This is a genomic window from Streptomyces marianii (genome assembly GCF_005795905.1).
GTDB lineage: Bacteria > Actinomycetota > Actinomycetes > Streptomycetales > Streptomycetaceae > Streptomyces > Streptomyces marianii.
The window spans coordinates 3,842,689-3,861,106 of record NZ_VAWE01000001.1; the positions used below are offsets into that span (position 1 = coordinate 3,842,689).

The following is an 18,418-nucleotide window of genomic DNA, read 5'->3' on the forward strand; positions in this document are numbered from 1 at the left end:
GCACTACGAGTTCAACCTGAGTAAAGGATCGAGGTCAAGCTCACCAATTCGCGACACACCCGCACGACAGGCATTCCGTATCGCTTTGACAGTCAGAATTGACCATATGGAGGAAGAAGCCGCCCCCCTGATGACGAAACGCCAGAAGATGACTGTCGCGGCGACGGGACTCGGAATTTTCATGGTGTTCACGGACGTCAATATCGTCAATGTGGCGCTGCCCAGCATCCAGGAGGCGTTCACAACAGGCGAGGAGGGAATTCAGTGGGTTGTCGCTGGGTACAGCCTCGGCATGGTCGCCATGCTGATGAGCACCGCCTCGCTGGGTGACCGCTATGGCCGCCGGCGCGGATTTCTCGCCGGGGTTACGGTGTTCACCGTGTCCTCTGCACTCTGTGCACTGGCGACGAGCCTTACGGCACTCACCGCGTTGCGGGTCGTCCAGGGCGTGGGAGCAGCGTTCGTCACCTCCTTGTCGCTCGCCCTACTGAGCGCGGCGTTCCCTGATCCGAAGGAAAAGACGAAGGCGATCGCCGCATGGATGGCCGTGGGGATGGTCGGTGCATCCGCGGCTCCGACGCTGGGCGGTGTCCTGGTCCAGTTCTTCGACTGGGGGAGTGTGTTCGCCGTGAACGTTCCCGTGGGTGCGGCTGTCATCGTGCTCACGGTGATCTACGTCACGGAGTCGCGGGATCCACAGGCGCCCCGGCTGGACTGGTCCGGACAGGTCACTTTCATCCCGGCGGTCGCCTTGCTGGCACTCGCGATCATCCAAGCACCGCGGGCCGGGTGGACGTCTGCGGCGATCTGGGCAGCGTTGCTGGGCGCATCGGCGTGCATGGGGTTGTTCGTCCACTTCGAGCGCCGGACCGCGGTCCCGCTGATCGATCTCAGCCTGTTCGGCGACCCCGTGTACAGGTCGGCCTTGGTGGTCTACTTCCTCGTGATGTCCTGCTTCTTCGGGGTGCTGATCCTGACCACGCAGTACCTCCAGGATGTGCACGACTTCTCCCCACTGCTGGCAGGGATGTTGATCTTCCCCGTCCCGGTGGCCTTCGGGTCAGCCTCGCTGCTCGCGGGCGCGGCCGTGAACAAGTGGGGTCCCCGCCGGCCGACACTGGCCTGTCTGGGAGCCGTAATCGCGGGACTGCTGGTGACCGCCGCGGGCTTGGGGAGCATGCTGCCCGTGGTGGTGGCCGGTCTGGCACTCTTCGGCGCGGGATCTGGCGGTTGTGCCACACCACTGCTGGTCCTCGGCATGACGCATGTCCCCCAGCATCGTGCCGGCATGGCAGCGGGCCTCGTCAATCTACAGCGGTCAATGGGGAGCATTTTCGGTGTTGCCTTCCTGGGGTCGATTCTCGCAGCCTGGCTGAGCCTGTCGCTCCCGGGCAGCCTCACGGCCTACGTGCCTGATCGCGCGGTACGCCAGGCGGTTGCGTCAGCGATCATTGACAGCGCGAACCCGCACGCCCATCCGGCCTTCATCGGGCCTGGCCGCCCGCTGAAGCACCTCCTTCCCGGTCAGGCTCGTGCGATCGTCCGGGCTGCCGACGAGGACTTCATCGGCGGCATCCGGATTGCTCTGGGAACCGCCGTGGTGCTTCTGGCAGGAGCATTCGCCCTCAGTTGGAGGCGCTTCCCCACACAAGGCAGGGCTGATTCAGAGTCCTGATGATCATGTGTCGCTGCAGGTTAACCCGGATGGCTCGTCGTCCAACAGCAGCACGAGGGGCGTCGCTCGTCGAAGTCGACCCACCAGACTTCGCCGCGTTGCATGTGTCCTCCTGGCACGAGACGGCGGGCGAACGCTGCGTGCCCCGAGCGGGGCACGGAAGGGATGCGGCCCCGTCTACACACGTCGTGACCGAGGGGGTGGTGAAGACGGGTGCGGATCCGGATCCGGCCGACGCTGTGGCTGCTGAGCCTGAGGCGGTGCCGGTGCCGGTGGAGCGGGGTGGGCCGGTGGAGTTCGAGCGGGTGGTGCCTGCAAGTGGGAATCTACAGGTCGCGGGCAAGCAGGTCTGGCTCGGTCCGGCCCGGTCGGGGCTGACGGTGACGTTCTGGGCCGACACGCGGGTGATCCACCTGCTGATCGCCGGGTCGAGGGTCAAGTCGGTGCGGTCACACCTGTCGGTTGCCGATCTGGCTCGGCTGGCGACCCGGGGAAGGCGTGCGGCGGGTCCGTCGCCGCTGCCGACGGGTGACGGTGCCGCGTTCGAGGTGGATCGGACGGTGAACAGCCACGAGCTGGTGGGCCTGGGAGGGCGGCAGGTGCTGGCGGCGGAGATCCTCGGTGGTCGCCGGGTGAACGTCCGTATCGACGTGGCCACGTTGTCGTTCTTCGATCCGTCCTCGAGGGAGCTGCTGCGGGTGCGGCCCAACCCGCTCACCAGCGAAGAGGTGCAGCGGTTGAACGGTCTGCGGCCTGCGGGCCTGCCGCCTCGGCCCCGGGTGGAGCCGGTGCGGGTGCAGCGACGGGTCAGCGCGGTCGGCACGGTCATGGTCTGCCGGCAGAGGCTTTCCCTCGGCCTCCCGTACGCAGGCCGGAACATCACCGTGCACGCGGCGGAGTCGACTCTCACGGTCGAGCTGGACGGCCAGGTCCGGGTCATTCGACGCACCACCGACATCCCCGTCCGCCACGTGAAGGCGAACAAGGACTCTGTTGCTTAATTCGGGTTCAGGCGGTGAGTTTGTAGGCGAGGCGCTCGAGGCGACTGGTGCGGACCCGGCGGAGGGGATGGTCGGTCCAGTGGGCGTCGAGCCGGATGATGTTGATCGCGGTGGCAGAGAAGGCGTGCTGGAGGCGGACTTTCTGCAGGCCGCGGTAGCGGGCCCGGCGCAGGCCGGTGATGTCCAGGGCCTGGTTGACGGTGCCCTCGATGCCCGCTATGAGCGCGTACTTGTCCTTCCAGGTCTTGGTCTTCTGCTCCGTGCGGGCTCGCGCGAGGGCCTCGTGGGCTTCCTTCGGGCGGAGGGTGAGCATGCGGGAGCCACGAACTGAGGTGGTGCAGCGTTTCTGCGAGGGGCATGCCCGGCAGTCCCACCGGTCGAACTCGACGACGATGGCGTCCAGTCCGTGCTGGGTGACGGGATGCCAGCCGATGCTGGTGGATCCTTCGGGGCAGCGGACGGTTCGGGTCGTCCAGTCGATGCGGAAGCTGCTCTTGTCGAAGCCTTCGGCGGCTCTGGCCTGCGGGGAGTGGTCGGCCATCAGCGGGGTGACCATGGTGATGCCGTCCTTCGTTGTCCCCTTCGACGGTGACGTACGTGCACTCGGTCCTCAAGTCCGCCCTCGAACACGCTGTCCGCGAAGACGAACTGCCCCGCAACATCGCCCGGAACGTCAAGGCCACCGCACCCCGGCCCAGGCGCTTCCGGCCCCTCACTGCGACAGAAGCCCGCCGGTTCCTCGACGTAGACCGCGGCGACCGGCTCCACGCCCTGCATGAACTCGCCCTCCGCACCGCTCCGCAAGGGCGAACTGCTCGGCTTCCACTGGGAAGACCTCGACCTCACCACCCGAACGGCCAGCATCCGCCGCTCGCTCCAGCGCACCCGCACCTGCGGCCTCACTCATCTGCCCACCAAGACCCGGGCCTCCGAGCGCCGTATCGCGCTCCCGACCGAATGCATCCGTTCCCTCAAGAGGCACCAGGAGCGCCAGGACAAGGAGCGAGAGACCAGCAGGGACGGACTGGAGCGACAGCGGGCTCGTATTCACCACGCCGACTGGCCGGCCTCTCGACCCTGCCAACCTCACCCGCCGCTTCCGCAGCTTCCTCATCCGGGCCGGCTTCCGCCGCATCCGCTTCCACGACCTCCGGCACTCGACCGCCACTCTGCTCCTGGAACAGGGAGTCGACCTCGTCGTGATCAAGGAACTCCTCGGCCACGCCCGCATCGGCGTCACCGCCGGCGCCTACGCCCACGTACGCCTCCGCCTCCAACGCCAGGCGATCGACACCCTGGGCGACGCACTCGGCCTTACCGACGACGACCTCCACGACCCACCCGCCGCAGCCGTCGTCCGCTGACGTTGCCGTCAAACACCCCTGACGCCCCACCGGAAAGTAATCCGGCGGGGCGTCAGACTTACTGATGAAATCCTAGGGCTGCCATCGAATTCTCTTCATTTCAACAGCCACAATCGGGTCACGATGGCGATTTGATTCGCTCGACCTCTCGACGGATCGGGCCAATCCGGGGAACTCGATCCCACCACCATTCCCCATTCGATCGCTCACCGCCATCGAGACGACGAACAGTTTCAGATTCATCAATTTCAGTGAACTGCATGAATCTGGAGTCGACATCATCGAGCGCCCGCCTGAATCCCCCAAGGAAATCCGAGTCGATGTTTTTCATGCCACGAGAGACGAAGCTCCTGAGCACGAGGGCGGCAATCAAGTCATAGACACCCCACACCGTCCTGTCCGAATCGGGTAGCCCAATCTCCGCCTCAATCCTGAGAACGTGATTGCGCCAGCTCTCCAGCAGCTCAACCAGCCCTAGGGCCCGCTCCGGGGCGACTGGAACTGAGACGCCCTCCAGTCGACGGATATCCATATCCGTCAGGAAGCATCCGAGCCATTCGCCTCGTTCGCTTGCATTCATCATTCACCTGCCAGGGTAATACGACGTGAACTTCCACGGCATATCCCAGTTGATAATTACGCGGACGCCATTGTGGTCAAACCTTGACGATTTCTGCCCGTCCAATTGGCGCGGGCCGGCCTGCCGAAGTGTCGTCTCAATTTCGGCAGCGGACGGACGCCCCATCGCCGGGTTCCCGTCACCCGTATGTCCGTTCACGAACTCAACCATCTCGTCGAGACTGTAGTCACTCCCATGGAAGTCCTCGCCACCGAGACGGTCTCCATTCCTGCCGCCGGTTGGAACTCCACAATTTGGACCGGAATTGTGCACCAGGACCGGAGTCTGGCCCGCCAGCACATAGTACGTGTGCTACGCGGCACCGCTCTACCTGCTTCTTCGCAGGTCAGTGCGTGATTTGCGTTCCGCTGGTGTCCGTGGATGTGCGGGGAAATCCGTGGGTGTTGCCGTCGCTACTGCCGTCAGGAGTCGGGCGGCTGGCGCTGGTGCCATTTCTCGCCTCGCCGGTCACCGCGGAGTTTGTCGGGCCACTGTGTACGCGGTGGGGCCGGTAAGCCCTGTCCCTGTGCCGTCGAGCATGTCCAGGACCTCGAAGCCGACGCCCTCCGCGTAGCGTTCAAGCTCCTGGGGGAACAGGACGCGCCTGCGGATCTCGTCTCGGGCCTCGTCGCCCGAGGGGAGCATCCAGTGCCGGTGCATGGTGTTGATCTGGGTCCGCAGGTCCCACGTGTGGCGGATGGTGACGGTCGCGGGTCCCGTCGGGGTGTCGACCGTGGCGGTGGTCGGCTCGGTCCGGGTGATCGGGGCGACGGGGGAACACAACACGAGCAGCGCTCCTGGCCGGGCGTGGGCGGCGAAGGTGGCGAAGACCTGGCTGATCGCCTCGTTGTCGTGCGCGTAGGCGAGGCTGTTGCCCATGCAGGTCACCACATCCATGCGGCTGCCGAGTCGTGCGGTGCGCATGTCGCCGGTGCGGATGTCCAGCCCGGGCCGGGCCTGGTGGGCGTAGTCGACCATGCCGGGCTGGACGTCCACGCCGATGCACTCGAAGCGCTTGGCCAGGATCTCCAGGTCGCGGCCGGTACCGCATCCGAAGTCGACCAGGGTCCGGGCGTCCGGCCGGTGCAGATCGATCAGGGTCTGGCACATTCCGGCGCTCGTGCTGTCGGACTGGACCACGTCGTAGAGTGCCGGATCGCGGTACAGGAGGTTGGTGGCTTCCACGTGCTCGGCTTCCGTGTCGGGCTGGTCACATGAGGCTTCGCAGTCCGACCTCCAGGGCGAGCACATCGCACAGCAGATCGGGGACGACCGGCGCGGAGTCGGCGTTCCTCCCCGCCTCGGCAAGAGCCTTGCCGTCAACGTAGCCAAGGTCCACCAGGATGGACTCCTTCAGCATGTCGTCCAAGACCGGCAAGCCGTAGGAACGTAAACCCTTTTCCAGGACAGCCAGGAAGTTCTCCGGTTCAGCCGGCGCGGCCACCCACTCGGGCAACCCGGCCCGCCGGATCCGCTCGCGGAACAACGCCTTGCCGCGCTTGTGCTCGTGCGGTAGCTGCTCCATGAACCGCACGGTCCGCGGGTGCGCGAGCGGGCTCACCGGCCAGATTCCGGCCCGGAGGAATCCGGGGTTGTGCATCCCGAACGCCATCAGGGTCGGTACGGGCAGCACCGGAATGGGGGCCAGGTGCTCGTTGACTTCGGCGAGCGCTCGGACTGCTTTGTCGCCGAGCCACGGCACGGGGTGCGGCGTCGGCAGTTCGGCCTGTGTCCTGGAGTGGTGGGCATTGATCTCGTCCCCGCCGCTGCCCGTGAACATGACCTCGCACCGCCGGGCGGCTGCCTGCTCGCGCACGACATCGAACGCCTCCTGATAGAAGGCTCCCGCCGGATCGTGCGGCTTGCACAGATCGCGCACGCCTCCGGCACAGAAGGGTGGGTGCTGCATAGCGGGGGTGGCCGTGTCCCGGAAGCCGCAGTGCTCCACAAGAGCCCGACGCCGCTCGTGCTGCTGCCTGCCGGTGCTCCCTCCCACCAGCAGGCCGAAGCTGTACACCTCGGGGAAGCTGGATGCTTTCACGGCCAGGACGACGTTCCCGGAGTCCGCGCCGCCGGACAGCTCAACACCCACACGCCCGGTTGCCGTCGGCGCCTGGCGGATCACGTCGGTCAGCAACTCGTCCAGAGCCATGAGTGGATCAACGCCGGGCCGCAGCGTACGCGGCTCAAGTACGTGTTCGGTGGGGTCGGGGTAGTGGATGCTGAGTCCCGAACGGGTGAACGTGGCCGCAGCCCGTTCAGTGAGGCGGTAGACACCTTCGAAGAGCGTCTCGGACGTGTAGCGGTGCTGCCTCGTCAGCGTGCGGGCGACGACACGCGGCACCAGGCGGTCTGCCCGCAGATGCGGTCGCAGCAGTGTCAGGTCCCACGAGGCGTACAGTTCGCCCGCCTTCTTTGTCAGATAGAGGGGGGCTGTGCCGAAGACGCCCACCGCCAGGCGGGCTTGTCCGGGCTCCATGGTGAGTTCGACGAAGTCGGCGTCGCCCCGCTTGCACTCCTTCACGCGGATCCGTACGCGCGGTGCCTGGTCGTCGTTGACCTCCATGACCAACGTGGACACGTTCGCGGGTTCGATCCAGCTCTGCCCGTTGATCCTACGGCCGCCTTCTGATAGCCACTTGGGCTCCTGGAGATCGTCCAGGCGCAGACGCATCGACAGCATGTCGTCCCTTTCCGATGTCGTGCGGCGGGGCGGGGCCGCGTATGGCCCCGCCCCGCCTGGCGTCAGCCCTGGATCACTTGCTGCAGTGGTCGCCGTTGTTGTCGCCGCCGCCCGGCATCTTGTCGAGCAGCGCGGCCTCGATGGCCGGGACGCCGGTGATCAGGTCTCCGGTGAACAACTCGTCCACGTTCATCGTGTTCTCCCTTACGGTTTTCAGTGGACTCCGCAGCTGGTGCTGCGGAGTTGGACCCGTTCGGCTGCCGGACCCTTGCGAAGAAGGCCGCCGGACGGGGTGCCCACCGCTTCCGGCGGCAGGCCCTCCCTCGTCACAGGTGGGGAGCCTGGATGTGTGACGGGGAGGAGTCAGGTGGGTGTGGATGCGGCGGCCACGCCCAGGACGAAGCCGACCGATCCCGAGATGATGATGATCAGGAGCGGTCCGGCGTAACGGCCGACGACTGCGGCCAACCGATTCACAGCCGCTCTCCACGGCTGCGCTCGTTGACCTCGCGTACTGCGGCGCTCAGCCTTGCAGCCCCGTCCTCCGACGGCGTTGAGCGGTGCTGCGGGCAGAGACACGGCGAGAACCGGTTCGAACCCGGCGGCAGGTCCGCGCCCTCGTAGGTGTCGATCCTCAACACCCCGTCCATGCCCCGCGCCTCGGTCATCCGGGCCAGACGGGCCCGTGCTTCGCTTCTCATCCCTCAGCCCCTCAGACGACGGATACGGCGAGGTCTCGCCGTTCCCTGCTGTCTCTACGCAACCGCACGACCACGCTCAGCGGTACCGTTGCCGCAGCGCCAGGACTTGAAAGCCTTGAAAGTTCGTGAAAGCACGGGGAGTTGAGGGCATGGCCAAGCGTGAACCGAACGCGGCGCTCGGGCGCATGCTCGCCGAAAGCCGTTGGACTCACCGCCAGTTCGCGCGGGCGGTGAACCGCATCGGCACCGAGACCGGAACTCCCCTGCGTTATGACGAGTCGGGGGTGAGCCACTGGCTCGGAGGCACCATCCCTCGCGGTGCGGTGCGTGCATGCATCCTCGAAGCCCTTTCCCGCCGCCTCGGCCGCCCCGTCACCCATGCCGAGGCCGGGCTGCCCGTTCCACGCGATCGCTCCTCCGCAACTGCGGATACCGTGGAAGGAGTGATCGACCTGGGGAGGCTGGATATGGACCCGTCCCGCCGCAGTGTCCTGGGGGCCGGCCTGTTCTCCGTGGCCGTCACCATTCCCGGCTGGCCTGATGTGGTCGGGTGTGCCGATGCCGTCCAGTCCGGCCGCACGACTCGCATCGGCATGAACGAAGTGGACATGGTCATCGCCATGACCGAGCGGGTGTCGGACCTGGACGACGAGTTCGGCGGCCGTCACGCCCGCCCCATGGCGGCCTCCTTCATGGTCAACACCGTGGCCTCCTACCTGCGCGCCGACGCGTCCGAGGACGTACGCAAGGCGATGCTGTCCGCCGCCTCGGACCTGCTCTACCTGACGGGCTACATGGCCGTGGACGAAGGGCTGCACGGTCTCGCGCAGCGCTACTACGTCAAGGCTCTGGAGCTGGCGGGCGCTGCCGAGGACCACCTGACGTACTGCACCACCCTGCGGGGCATGAGCGTCCAGGCAGTCGACCTCGGCCACGGGGCGAAGGCCATGGAACTGGCCGACGCCGCTGCCGCCGCCTCCCCGAAAGCCGGCCCTCGGATGCTGGCCTTCCTCGTCGGCCAGCAGGCGCATGCCGCCGCGCAGACCGGCGACCGTGCGGGCGCGCTTCGCTACATCCGCGAAGCCGAGGCGGCCATGGACCGTGCCGAGTCACGCGGCAAGGCGTTCGGCTCGTACGACCCCTCTTCGCTCAACTACCACGTCAGCCAGGTGCGTTACGAACTCGGTGACAAGGCCGGAGCCGTCGAAGCCATGCAGCAGGCGGACCGGCTCCGCCCCAGCACGTACCAGCGCACACGCGTACACCGCCGCGGCCTGCTGGCCGAACGGCAACTGGAACTCGGCCACCTGGAAGCGGCGTGTGCCACCTGGCACCAGGCCCTCGACGACTATCCCAAGGTGCAGTCCGGCCGCGCCGACGACCGCGTGAAGGCGATGCTCGGTCTCTTGCGCCCTCATCTGAAGAACGCGGCAGCCAGCGGCCTGTACGACCGGGCACGGACGCTCGCGTCACCGCCGCTGGTCACCTGACCCCCGTCGCACCTTCAAGCTCAGCCGCAGAGAGTCAGCCACGACGGCGGGCGCATTGAGGGGCTCCTGGAACAGGGCGTCGAACTCGTCGTGATCAAGGAACTCCTCGGCCACGCCCACATCGGCGTCACCGCCACCGTATACGCGCACGTACGCCTCCGCCTCCAGCGAGACGCCATCGACACCCTCGGCACCGCACTCCACGGCCCGGCGATCACCGAGGCCGTCGGTGTTGACAGTGAAGAACCACCATCCCGTGCCCCCGCGTCCGCTGACGTTGCCGTCAACTACTGCCGCCACCCATCGCAGAAGCCCCGCCCGGACACACCTGACGAGGCTTCAGATTTGTGCAAGCGTACTGCTGTACGGGGCTCAGCACCTGGGCCGGATCGACTCCGGCGGGCCGCTCCGTGACGTTACGGCCGCCTACCGCTCTGAGGTCCATAGTTGGCGGTCAGAGCTGCGGCGTACACGTCCGGAACAGACCGCCCGCCGAAAGCCATCGGAAGATACGACTCCAACGCGCCTGACACGTCCAGGAAGGGTCCAAACTGAGCGCACCATTCACTGCGCGCGGCCGCGTCGGGAAACCCCTGGAACACCGCCACCTCGGGGTCCCTTTCACTCCAGCACCCCCACTTTGCGGATGCTCCGGTCAGCGCGACGACATTCGCCGAGATCGAGATCGACCCCAGGGCGTCGCCGTCCGGCTCGAAGCCGATCGCAGCCCAGTAGTCGTCCTCACTGGCCTCGACGGACAGGGACACCGCCGGGTATCCCAGCCCCTCGGGGACATAGAATTCGTCACAGTCCGGCTCGAGAACTAGCAGATCGATATGGTCGTCTCCGTGCCAACGGGCCATCATGCAGAGCGCTGGCCAGATTTCCGGAGCGAGAACCACATCGAACTCACAGAACAACGAGTCTCCCGCACTCTCCCTGAAAACCTGGTCAGGGAACCTGGCATCAAGATTGAAGGTCACCGCGCTACGGGAGCGGATGGCAAGATACTCGTCACGGTCCGACATGAGCGAACTCTCGCCTAGCATCAGTAGTCCCCCAGTCTGATCTTGATGTCGGCCTTCTTCGATCCCGGCCTGTAGTAGTCCGCTGTCCATCCTTCGACAGTCTTGGCCTTGCCTCGCAGGAAGTACCGTGCCCCATCCTTCTGATATTCAATGTTCGGCCCCCTTTCGAGGCAGGTCCATCCGTTAGCCTCAAGGTTCTCTCCGAATTCCGTAGGACCGACATCCGTCCGCACATTCTTCATGCGGGCCTTGGATTCTGTGATGTCCTCGTATTTCGATGTGGTCCGGCAATTGCTGTTGTGAACCAGGACCGGAGCCTCACCCGCCAGCACATAGTACGTGCGCTCGCCGGGCGGTCGTCACCTGCATTTTCGCTGGTCAGCGAATTCTTGCCGGTCCGTGGGTGTGCGTGGAAGTGCCGTGCTGTGCGCCCGTGTTGCCGTCGGCGTTGCCGTCAGACGGCTACGTGCGTGAGGGCGGTGGAGTGGGCTTTGGCCGGTGTCCTGCCCGGGTTGGGGTCGGGCATGGTCAGGGGCCGTAGGCTCGCCAGTTCCTCGACGCCGCCCGCACGGACGGGCTCCACGCGCTGTACGAACTCGCGCTGCGCACCGGACTCCGCAAGGGCGAACTCCTGGGCCTCCTCTGGGAAGACCTCGACCTCACAACCGGAACGGCCAGCATCCGCCGCTCGCTCCAGCGCACCCGCACCGGCGGCCTCACGTATCTGCCCACCAAGACCCGGGCGTCTGAGCGCCGTATCGCGCTCCCGACCGAATGCCTCTACTCCCTCAAGGAGCACAAACAGCAGCAGGACAAGGAGCGCGGGACAGCAGGGTCAGCCTGGCAGGACAGCGGCCTCGTCTTCACCACCCCTACCGGCCGGCCTCTCGACCCGGCCAACCTCACCCGCCGCTTCCGCAGCTTCCTCGACCGGGCCGGACTCCGACGCATCCGCTTCCACGACCTCCGGCACTCGACCGCCACCCTGCTCCTGGAACAGGGCGTCGACCTCGTCGTGATCAAGGAACTCCTCGGCCACGCCCACATCGGCGTCACCGCCACCGTCTACGCCCACGTAAGGCTCCGCCTCCAGCGAGACGCCATCGACACCCTCAGCACCGCGCTCGACAGCCCGGAGATCACCATGACGGCCAACGGCGACGGCGACGAACCGCCCCCTTGCGCCGCCCTCGTCCGCTGACGTTGCCGTCAACTACTGCCGTCACCCCACGCAGAAGCCCCGCCAGAAACGATCTGGCGGGGCTTCATATTTGCGCCTGTGTTCCCTCATAGGCCCCAGGTGGACTCACGGAACTGCCGCACCTCGGGCGCGCCCGTCACCCACTCGGAGATGCGATTCCCGTCCTCGTCGATTTCACGGTGAGGCTCTACGTACCGCCACGGCTCTTGCGGGTCGAACGGTTCATCGAGCTCATCCAGGAAGATGAGCGAATTCTGGACGTGGATCACATCCCCGTCTCGATACATTGGCCAGCAGGAGATGAAATTACTGGCCGCCGGATCAGTGATCGAAGCAATGAGGCAAGAGGTCACCTTCTCGGAGCGTTCGATTTCCCTCAGCGCACTCTCCCAGCTTCGACAGTATTCATCCACTGACCAGAAGCTCAGGTCCATCAGGAATGTCTCCGTGAAGCTGCCGACCCAGATCCTGCCGACAGCCTCAGATGGTGACGGGGTCGCACCCTCCGAAACCGAATCATCGATCACCTCGATCGAGAATCCACTATTCCTTGAGGTAGTTGAGATCTGGGTCATAGGTTCCGATCCGTTGCCCTCTGCGGTTGAACATCTTCCAGCCGTCCGTCACGTTATGGCCATCGACATCAGGCGTGATGTAGTTCTTCCCGTTGGAGAAGACGACCTGGCCATGGGAATTGAACGGCGCCTTCTGCGCGGGAATTCTTGTTCTGTACCCGAGTGCACCTGCCCTATCGGCCACGGTCCCGGCATACAGCTCTCGATTCTGCCGACTGCGCTCAGCCACCGAGTCCGGGTGGTAGGGGTCGCCCTTGAGTGCAGGGGAAGAGGTATATCCCTCCGGAAGGTCACAGTTGCTGTTGTGAACGAGTACCGGCGTGGCGCCCGCCAGCACATAGTACGTGTGGAAGCGGGGTCGCCGTCAGCTGCAACTTCGCTGGTCAGGCTCCGGTTTGACAGCCGTTCCACGTCCGTGCGTGTGCACTGAAGTCCGCCGGTGTTGCCGTCACTACTGCCGTCAGTGGTCTACACCGCCTGGGGAATTCCAGGAATTCCGAATGCGTGTCAAGCGGCTTTGTCGTGCGGGGTGAGGCTGATGGTCAGGTCGGCGCCGAGAGCCTGAGCCAGGCGGCGCAGGAGGGGAAGCGTTGGAACGGTCCCGCCGCCTTCGAAGCGGGAGATCTGCGGCTGTTTCATCCCGCACCGCTCGGCCAGCTCGGCTTGGGACAGCCCGAGCTCGATGCGCCGGTCGTGGACGAGTTGCCCGAGCTCACGGGCGAGCGCGGTAGGCGGGTCCTGCATGGTTCCTCCCCGCCTCAGGCCGCTGGGGCGACGATGGTGACGGTGGGCTCGTCTCCGCCAGCGAGGTGCACGTCCACCGTGAGGTCCAGCGCGCGGGCCAGGCGCATGATGACCGCGATGGGCGGCAGCTCGGTGGCCGTCTCGATGCCTTCGATGTCATCGACATCGACGTGCATGCGCTCGGCGAGGTCGGCCTCGCTCAGACCCAGCTGCTTACGCCGGTCGTAGACGGCCTTGCCCAACGTCATGGCGAGACCGGCCTCTTCGTAGACCCGGTCGTACTCGGGGTCAGCGTCCAGGTGCTCGCCCAGCAGCTGGCGGTGGCGACGGGTCCTCCATTCGCTGTGGTTCATCGGCTCTCCTTGAGGTTGCGGCTGTAGAGGTCGTGCTCGGCGGCGGCTTCATGCTCTGCCTCGCACCATCGCTGTGCGGCGTGGGCGCGGTCCACTTCGGCCTGCTCACGCATCTTGGTCTTGCGGAACACGGTGAGCAGCACGACGCGTCGGCCGGGCGCCAGCCAGTAGGTGATCCGCTGATGAGCATCGCCGAGGCGGAAGCGCAGCTCGCGGAGCTTGCCGCCCAGGTGGCGGGAGTGCGGTTCGTCGAGCGTGGTGGGCTGCTCGGCGAGCAGGTCGGCGACGCGTTCGGCCTGCTTGTAGTGATGGGCGGGAATGCTCTCCAGCCACAGCCGTACCTCCGGCTCGATCTCGATCGAGTAGCGCCCGCCGTCCATAGCGCCGATGATATATGGCACGGAGTGCGAGAGCGCGACTTCGTAGCTCAGGTCATGTGCCGTTGCCGCGATCGCAGCCACTCCGGCGTCGCACGCCCCCATGGTCCCCCTCATCCTGATGCGGCGGCGGTGCCGCAAACCAGCGGCAACCGGCCGGGGCGGCGCAGGGCCGGCTCCTTCCGGCGGGATCGGGCCCGAGCGGGAGAGGCAGCGTGCGGCCGGGCTGGTGCGTCGCCCAGTCTGGCGGCGCGGGGACCGGGGCGGAGGGGTCGGTCTGCCACGGGCGGCCGGGAGCTCGCTCCCCGCCGGGGGCGACGCCGGCCGCCGCCCTCGGTGACCGGCGAGGGATGTTGAGGGTCGGCCCCCTGGTCGGCCCTTGCCTGCGATCCGGCCGTAGGACGGTCGTAGGCGATAGCTTGCTGCGCGAGGAGCCCGGCTCGTTCGTCCCGGCGATCTGGCCGGTTGCCGCTCCCGCAGCCCGGCTGCCGCGTCGGCTCGGTGCGCGCCCAGTAGCACCTGATCGCGGGAGTCAACGGTGGGGTTTGTCGGCGACGGCAGCCAGCCTTGGCAGGCGGGGGCCGCCTTGAACCTCGTAGAGCTCCCGTACCCCGCAATCGTTCCGACCGCCTCGCGCCCGTCGCAGGCGTTCACCACGCCGAGCGGCTCGGCGGACGTCACCGCCCCGGCGGCCGGGCGGTCGGCGCTGGAGCGCCGCGCGAGGCTGACCGGCAGGCTGGCGAAGCTCGCCGCCGCCGGACACCTCGCACCCCTCGCACAGCAGATCGGCACGCTCGGCGGCTGCGCGCATCCGATCCGCCTCACCGGACACCGCACCCGACTCGACAGCGCGACGGGCGAGATCCTCGACCACATCGATTCCGGGCAGCTCCCGGCGGGCGAGCTGCTGGTCCGCTGCGGCAACCGCCGCGCCACCCGCTGTCCGGCCTGCTCGACCGTCTACCGGTACGACACCTACCAGCTCATCGCCGCCGGACTGCGCGGGGGCAGGACGGTCCCGGCGAGCGTGGCCGCGCACCCGCGCGTGTTCGCCACCCTGACCGCGCCCGGCTTCGGGCCCGTCCACAACCAGCCCGACTCCGGCCGCTGCCACTGCGGCCACACCCACCCCGACGACAACCCGCTCCTCGGCACCCCGCTCGACCCAGAGCGCTACGACTACGCGGGCGCGGTCCTGTGGAACGCGCACGCCCCGGCCCTGTGGGCACGCTTCACCACCCACCTGCGACGCGAGATCGCCAAAGCCTCCGGGCTCACCCAGCGCAGCCTGCGCTACCACGCGACGCTGTCGTACGCCAAGGTCGCCGAGTACCAGAAACGCGGCCAAGTCCACTTCCACGCCGTCATCCGCCTCGACGGACCCACCGGCCCCACCAGCACACCACCCGCCTGGGCAACCACCGAGCTCCTCAACCAGGCCGTCCGTGCCGCCGCCGCGCGCACCCGCGTCCACCACGCAGGTAAGCCCCAGGACGAAGGCCGCAGTGGGTGGTTGGTGTTCCGGTTCGGGCGGCAGGTCGATGTCCGGGCGATCCACGGCACCGACTTCACCGGAGACGGCCCAGTCACAGAGCGGCACGTCGCCGCCTACATCGCCAAGTACGCCACCAAGGGCGCCGAGACCACCACCGGCACCCTCGACCGCCGCCTCCGCCTCCTCGCCGAACTCGTCACCCACGACATCACCGACCACGCCCGCCGCATGATCCACACCGCCTGGCACCTCGCCACCAGGCCCCAGCACGCCCACCTCCGCCTGCGGCAATGGGCCCACATGCTCGGCTTCCGAGGCCACGTCTCCACCCGCACCCGCCACTACTCCACCGCCCTCGCCCACCTCCGAGCCGAACGCGCCGCCTGGCGAACGGGCCAGCCCGACGCCCAAACCCCCGCCCAGGCGTCGGCGTCGGCGGAGACGCAGGCCGGCCAGACAGGCGGCAGTCCAGTCAGCGACCGCGCCGGACACTCCACTGACCTGGCCGCCGGTCACCGACCCGGTCACGGTCATTCCACCGGTCACCGTCCCGGTCGCCGCGATATCGCCGCACGGCCCGACGGTTCGGACACCACGCTCGTCATCTCCCACTGGCAGTACGCCGGAACCGGCCTCCTGCCCGAACTCGAACACCTCGCCGACCTCCTGGCCGCGAAACGGCAGACCCGACCCGAGCAACCGACCCGAACCCGACGCTCGAAGCGCTCCGGCGACCGCGCCGGTCACCCGGTCGGTCACTCCACTGATCGGCTGACCAGTGCTGTCCGGGCGGGGGCCGTCGCGTGACCGCCGGCACGGAACTCCTCACCGTCCCCCAGGTCATGGCTCGCCTCCAGCTCGGCTGCTCTGCCGTCTACGACCTCGTCCGCACCCGGCAGCTCGCCTCCATCACCCTCGGCCGCGCCCGCCGCATCCCCACACACGCGCTCACCGACTTCATCCGCACCCGCCTCGACCAGGAAGCCGCCTGATGACCACGCCCCGAGACAGCAGCCCCTCCCGCCGCGTGCGCGCCAACGGCGATGGAACCGTCTACCAGCGCAAGGACGGCCGCTGGGAAGCCGCCGGATACGTCCTCGCCCCCGGCAACACCCGCAAGCGCATCCGCGTCTACGGCACCACCCGCAAAGACGCACTCGCCAAGCTCACCGAGAAGACCGCCTCCAGCAACCGCGGCCTCCCCGTCCTCTCCGCGCAGGGCAGCGTGGCCGCGTACCTGACGTACTGGCTGGAGAACGTCGCCCTCCACCACCTGCGCGAAACCACCCACACCCGCTACACCACCTGCGTCGACCGGTACCTCGTCCCCGGCCTGGGCAAGAAGAAGCTGGCCAAGCTCACCGCCAAGGACGTCCGCACCTGGCTCAACCAGCTCCGCACCATCTGCCAGTGCTGCACGCGCGGCATCGACGCCCGCCGGGACCAGCCCCGCTGCTGCGCCGCCGGCCAGTGCTGCCACAAGCCGCTCTCCCCGCTGACGCTCACCTACATCCACTCGGTGCTCAAGTCCGCCCTGGAGCACGCCGTCCGTGAAGAAGAGATCCCGCGCAACGTCGCCCGCAACGTCCGCACCGGCACCCCACGACCCCGCCGCTTCGAACCCCTCACCGCCGACGAAGCCCGCCACCTCCTCACCGCAGCGCGCGGACACAGGCTGCACGCGCTGTTCGAACTCGCCCTCCACACCGGACTCCGCAAGGGCGAACTCCTCGGCCTGCGCTGGGAAGACCTCGACCTCGACGCCGGCACCGCCGCAATCCGCCGAACCTTGCAGCGCACCAGCGCAGGCGGGCTCACCACGCTGCCCACCAAGACCCGGGCCTCCGAGCGCCGCATCGCCCTCCCCACCCGCTGCGTCCAGTCACTGAAGCTCCACGACGAACAGCAGAAGACCGAGCGTGAGGCCGCGGGCACCGCGTGGCAGCACGACGGGTACGCGTTCACCACTGCGCAGGGCCGACCGATCGACCCGACCAACCTCACCCGCACCTTCACCACGCTCCTCCGCAAGGCCGGCCTCCGCCGCATACGCTTCCACGACCTCCGACACTCCACCGCCACCCTGCTCCTGGAACAGGGAGTCGAACTCGTCGTGATCAAGGAACTCCTCGGCCACGCCCACATCGGCGTCGCCGCCACCGTCTACGCCCACATACGCCTCCGCCTCCAGCGCCAGGCCATAGACACCCTCGGCACCGCCCTTGACACCTGGCATCGACGAGTCGACCTGCGACAACGGCGATGACCCGCCGATGTGCGGAGCCACCGTCCGCTGACGTTGCCGTCAACTACTGCCGTCACCCCACTCACAACCCCCGCCAAGACGCATCCGGCGGGGGTTCGAGTTTGCTAACGCCATTCACCACAAAGGCTTCGGCATGAGCATCACTCACCCAGCAACCAATGTACCAGTGGCGCAACCTCAGATAGTTTCAGAATTGGCCAAATTCGACCTTTCCAGACAAAACCATGAACTACGTCGCCCTGGATGAGAAGGTAACAATGGGACCATCTTCGGAACCGATAACCCGAACATCGAAACTCCGGTGAGGAAATTCGGCAGACAACGCAGCACTCCACGTTTTTGCAACACATGCGGCAAAGAATTCCTGCGCCCGCCAGTCCTCTTCAACATCATCCGAATCGACAATCTGCCAGACTCGCAACTGATTCAGCGTCGCCTCAATTTTTCGGATGTTACCGGAGAGGCTCTCACGCCAGGATTTAAAATTCGACTCTTCGTAAGCACGATCCCACAGCACACATCCCTCCACTTCGACAAAACGCGGCCAGAAGATCCGAGAGAATGCCACCATCACCCCTAGATCGCCATGACCTTTCACATAGTCTAGGTAATCAACTCCCCCTCCCCATTCCTCCACCCAGGACTTAATTCCGGGGTAATCCATCGGGTCATTCAAGGTTAGCTCCTCGCGTCACTTGCATAGAGGGTCAGTCATTCGAACCACGCAGAGAGATGGTGGCAACCAACAGAGATCCAGAAATTCAGAGACCTCAGGCGCCCGCCATGTTACTGCGAGCGCCTGAGGTGGTGCACTTCTACCAGTATTCAATTATCTATGGTCGGCTT

The 18,418-nt window shown here is 66.7% G+C and carries 17 protein-coding genes and 6 pseudogenes; 9 read left to right on the plus strand and 14 right to left on the minus strand.

From position 1 onward, the window contains the following. The first annotated feature begins 106 nt into the window (after window positions 1–106). The gene (locus FEF34_RS17135; protein WP_325063634.1) at window positions 107–1,675 is read left to right on the plus strand and encodes an MFS transporter; all 1,569 of its coding nucleotides are present in this window, start codon (window positions 107–109) and stop codon (window positions 1,673–1,675) included. A 24-nt stretch (window positions 1,676–1,699) separates the two neighbouring features. Here FEF34_RS17135 and FEF34_RS42900 read toward each other — a convergent pair. Further along, window positions 1,700–1,794: pseudogene (locus FEF34_RS42900) on the minus strand (type II toxin-antitoxin system PemK/MazF family toxin); the annotation flags it as partial. A gap of 99 nt (window positions 1,795–1,893) precedes the next feature. On the opposite strand from FEF34_RS42900, the pseudogene FEF34_RS17145 reads away from it, so the two are divergent. Then, window positions 1,894–2,676, plus strand: a pseudogene (locus FEF34_RS17145) (IS481 family transposase); the annotation flags it as partial. Window positions 2,677–2,683: 7 nt separating this feature from the next. Here the strand turns inward: FEF34_RS17145 and FEF34_RS17150 are convergent. Next, window positions 2,684–3,232, minus strand: coding sequence for a transposase (locus tag FEF34_RS17150; protein WP_138053964.1), 549 nt, complete (start codon window positions 3,230–3,232; stop codon window positions 2,684–2,686). A 5-nt stretch (window positions 3,233–3,237) separates the two neighbouring features. Here FEF34_RS17150 and FEF34_RS17155 point away from each other — a divergent pair. Then, window positions 3,238–4,040 (plus strand): annotated as a pseudogene (locus tag FEF34_RS17155) (tyrosine-type recombinase/integrase); the annotation flags it as partial. A gap of 118 nt (window positions 4,041–4,158) precedes the next feature. Here FEF34_RS17155 and FEF34_RS17160 read toward each other — a convergent pair. The 4 genes from FEF34_RS17160 to FEF34_RS17175 all read right to left on the minus strand — a co-directional run bounded on the left by FEF34_RS17160 (window position 4,159) and on the right by FEF34_RS17175 (window position 8,043). Beyond that, window positions 4,159–4,623 (minus strand): hypothetical protein, encoded by a 465-nt coding sequence (locus FEF34_RS17160; protein ID WP_138053965.1) that lies wholly within the window; start codon window positions 4,621–4,623, stop codon window positions 4,159–4,161. A gap of 504 nt (window positions 4,624–5,127) precedes the next feature. Next, window positions 5,128–5,844, minus strand: coding sequence for a class I SAM-dependent methyltransferase (locus FEF34_RS17165; protein ID WP_138053966.1), 717 nt, complete (start codon window positions 5,842–5,844; stop codon window positions 5,128–5,130). Window positions 5,845–5,869: 25 nt separating this feature from the next. Continuing rightward, window positions 5,870–7,342, minus strand: a complete 1,473-nt coding sequence (locus FEF34_RS17170) for an asparagine synthase-related protein (RefSeq protein WP_171052984.1) — start codon at window positions 7,340–7,342, stop codon at window positions 5,870–5,872. A gap of 473 nt (window positions 7,343–7,815) precedes the next feature. Next, on the minus strand, window positions 7,816–8,043 hold the full coding sequence (locus tag FEF34_RS17175; protein ID WP_234042428.1) for a hypothetical protein: 228 nt from the start codon (window positions 8,041–8,043) through the stop codon (window positions 7,816–7,818). Window positions 8,044–8,192: 149 nt separating this feature from the next. On the opposite strand from FEF34_RS17175, the gene FEF34_RS17180 reads away from it, so the two are divergent. Together FEF34_RS17180 and FEF34_RS43685 are read left to right on the plus strand one after the other, a co-directional pair. Further along, on the plus strand, window positions 8,193–9,533 hold the full coding sequence (locus FEF34_RS17180; protein WP_171052985.1) for a tetratricopeptide repeat protein: 1,341 nt from the start codon (window positions 8,193–8,195) through the stop codon (window positions 9,531–9,533). A 63-nt stretch (window positions 9,534–9,596) separates the two neighbouring features. Further along, window positions 9,597–9,785 (plus strand): annotated as a pseudogene (locus FEF34_RS43685) (site-specific integrase); the annotation flags it as partial. A gap of 164 nt (window positions 9,786–9,949) precedes the next feature. Here FEF34_RS43685 and FEF34_RS17190 read toward each other — a convergent pair. Continuing rightward, the gene (locus FEF34_RS17190) at window positions 9,950–10,561 is read right to left on the minus strand and encodes a hypothetical protein (protein ID WP_234042429.1); all 612 of its coding nucleotides are present in this window, start codon (window positions 10,559–10,561) and stop codon (window positions 9,950–9,952) included. A 20-nt stretch (window positions 10,562–10,581) separates the two neighbouring features. After that, window positions 10,582–10,803: a hypothetical protein gene (locus tag FEF34_RS17195; protein WP_199800764.1), complete on the minus strand. Its 222-nt coding sequence runs from the start codon at window positions 10,801–10,803 to the stop codon at window positions 10,582–10,584. A 299-nt stretch (window positions 10,804–11,102) separates the two neighbouring features. On the opposite strand from FEF34_RS17195, the pseudogene FEF34_RS17200 reads away from it, so the two are divergent. Beyond that, window positions 11,103–11,762: pseudogene (locus FEF34_RS17200) on the plus strand (site-specific integrase); the annotation flags it as partial. 86 nt (window positions 11,763–11,848) lie between these two features. Here FEF34_RS17200 and FEF34_RS17205 read toward each other — a convergent pair. From FEF34_RS17205 to FEF34_RS17225, 5 genes and pseudogenes are all read right to left on the minus strand, one after another. Further along, window positions 11,849–12,337 carry a hypothetical protein gene (locus FEF34_RS17205; protein ID WP_234042430.1) on the minus strand — a complete coding sequence of 163 codons (489 nt, stop codon included), beginning with the start codon at window positions 12,335–12,337 and terminating at the stop codon, window positions 11,849–11,851. Next, window positions 12,306–12,674, minus strand: coding sequence for a toxin C-terminal domain-containing protein (locus FEF34_RS17210; RefSeq protein WP_093552097.1), 369 nt, complete (start codon window positions 12,672–12,674; stop codon window positions 12,306–12,308). The genes FEF34_RS17205 and FEF34_RS17210 overlap by 32 nt, the downstream gene beginning before the upstream one ends. A gap of 170 nt (window positions 12,675–12,844) precedes the next feature. Then, window positions 12,845–13,060, minus strand: a pseudogene (locus FEF34_RS17215) (helix-turn-helix domain-containing protein); the annotation flags it as partial. A gap of 35 nt (window positions 13,061–13,095) precedes the next feature. Further along, on the minus strand, window positions 13,096–13,434 hold the full coding sequence (locus FEF34_RS17220) for a helix-turn-helix domain-containing protein (RefSeq protein WP_103815984.1): 339 nt from the start codon (window positions 13,432–13,434) through the stop codon (window positions 13,096–13,098). Beyond that, a complete protein-coding gene (locus FEF34_RS17225) occupies window positions 13,431–13,814 on the minus strand; it encodes a type II toxin-antitoxin system RelE/ParE family toxin (protein ID WP_138053969.1) in 384 nt (127 codons plus the stop codon). The genes FEF34_RS17220 and FEF34_RS17225 overlap by 4 nt, the downstream gene beginning before the upstream one ends. Before the next feature lie 583 nt (window positions 13,815–14,397). Between FEF34_RS17225 and FEF34_RS17230 the strand changes: the two genes are divergently transcribed. Genes FEF34_RS17230 through FEF34_RS17240 form a run of 3 tightly spaced genes read left to right on the plus strand, consistent with a single transcriptional unit; the run spans window position 14,398 to window position 17,572 of the window. Next, window positions 14,398–16,113 (plus strand): replication initiator, encoded by a 1,716-nt coding sequence (locus tag FEF34_RS17230; protein WP_138053970.1) that lies wholly within the window; start codon window positions 14,398–14,400, stop codon window positions 16,111–16,113. After that, window positions 16,110–16,298, plus strand: a complete 189-nt coding sequence (locus tag FEF34_RS17235; protein ID WP_138053971.1) for a helix-turn-helix domain-containing protein — start codon at window positions 16,110–16,112, stop codon at window positions 16,296–16,298. The genes FEF34_RS17230 and FEF34_RS17235 overlap by 4 nt, the downstream gene beginning before the upstream one ends. Further along, window positions 16,298–17,572 (plus strand): tyrosine-type recombinase/integrase, encoded by a 1,275-nt coding sequence (locus FEF34_RS17240; protein WP_138053972.1) that lies wholly within the window; start codon window positions 16,298–16,300, stop codon window positions 17,570–17,572. The genes FEF34_RS17235 and FEF34_RS17240 overlap by 1 nt, the downstream gene beginning before the upstream one ends. 229 nt (window positions 17,573–17,801) lie before the next feature. Here FEF34_RS17240 and FEF34_RS17245 read toward each other — a convergent pair whose 3' ends face one another. Further along, complete coding sequence (locus FEF34_RS17245; RefSeq protein WP_138053973.1) at window positions 17,802–18,248, minus strand: hypothetical protein; 447 nt, start codon at window positions 18,246–18,248, stop codon at window positions 17,802–17,804. Window positions 18,249–18,418: the final 170 nt, after the last annotated feature.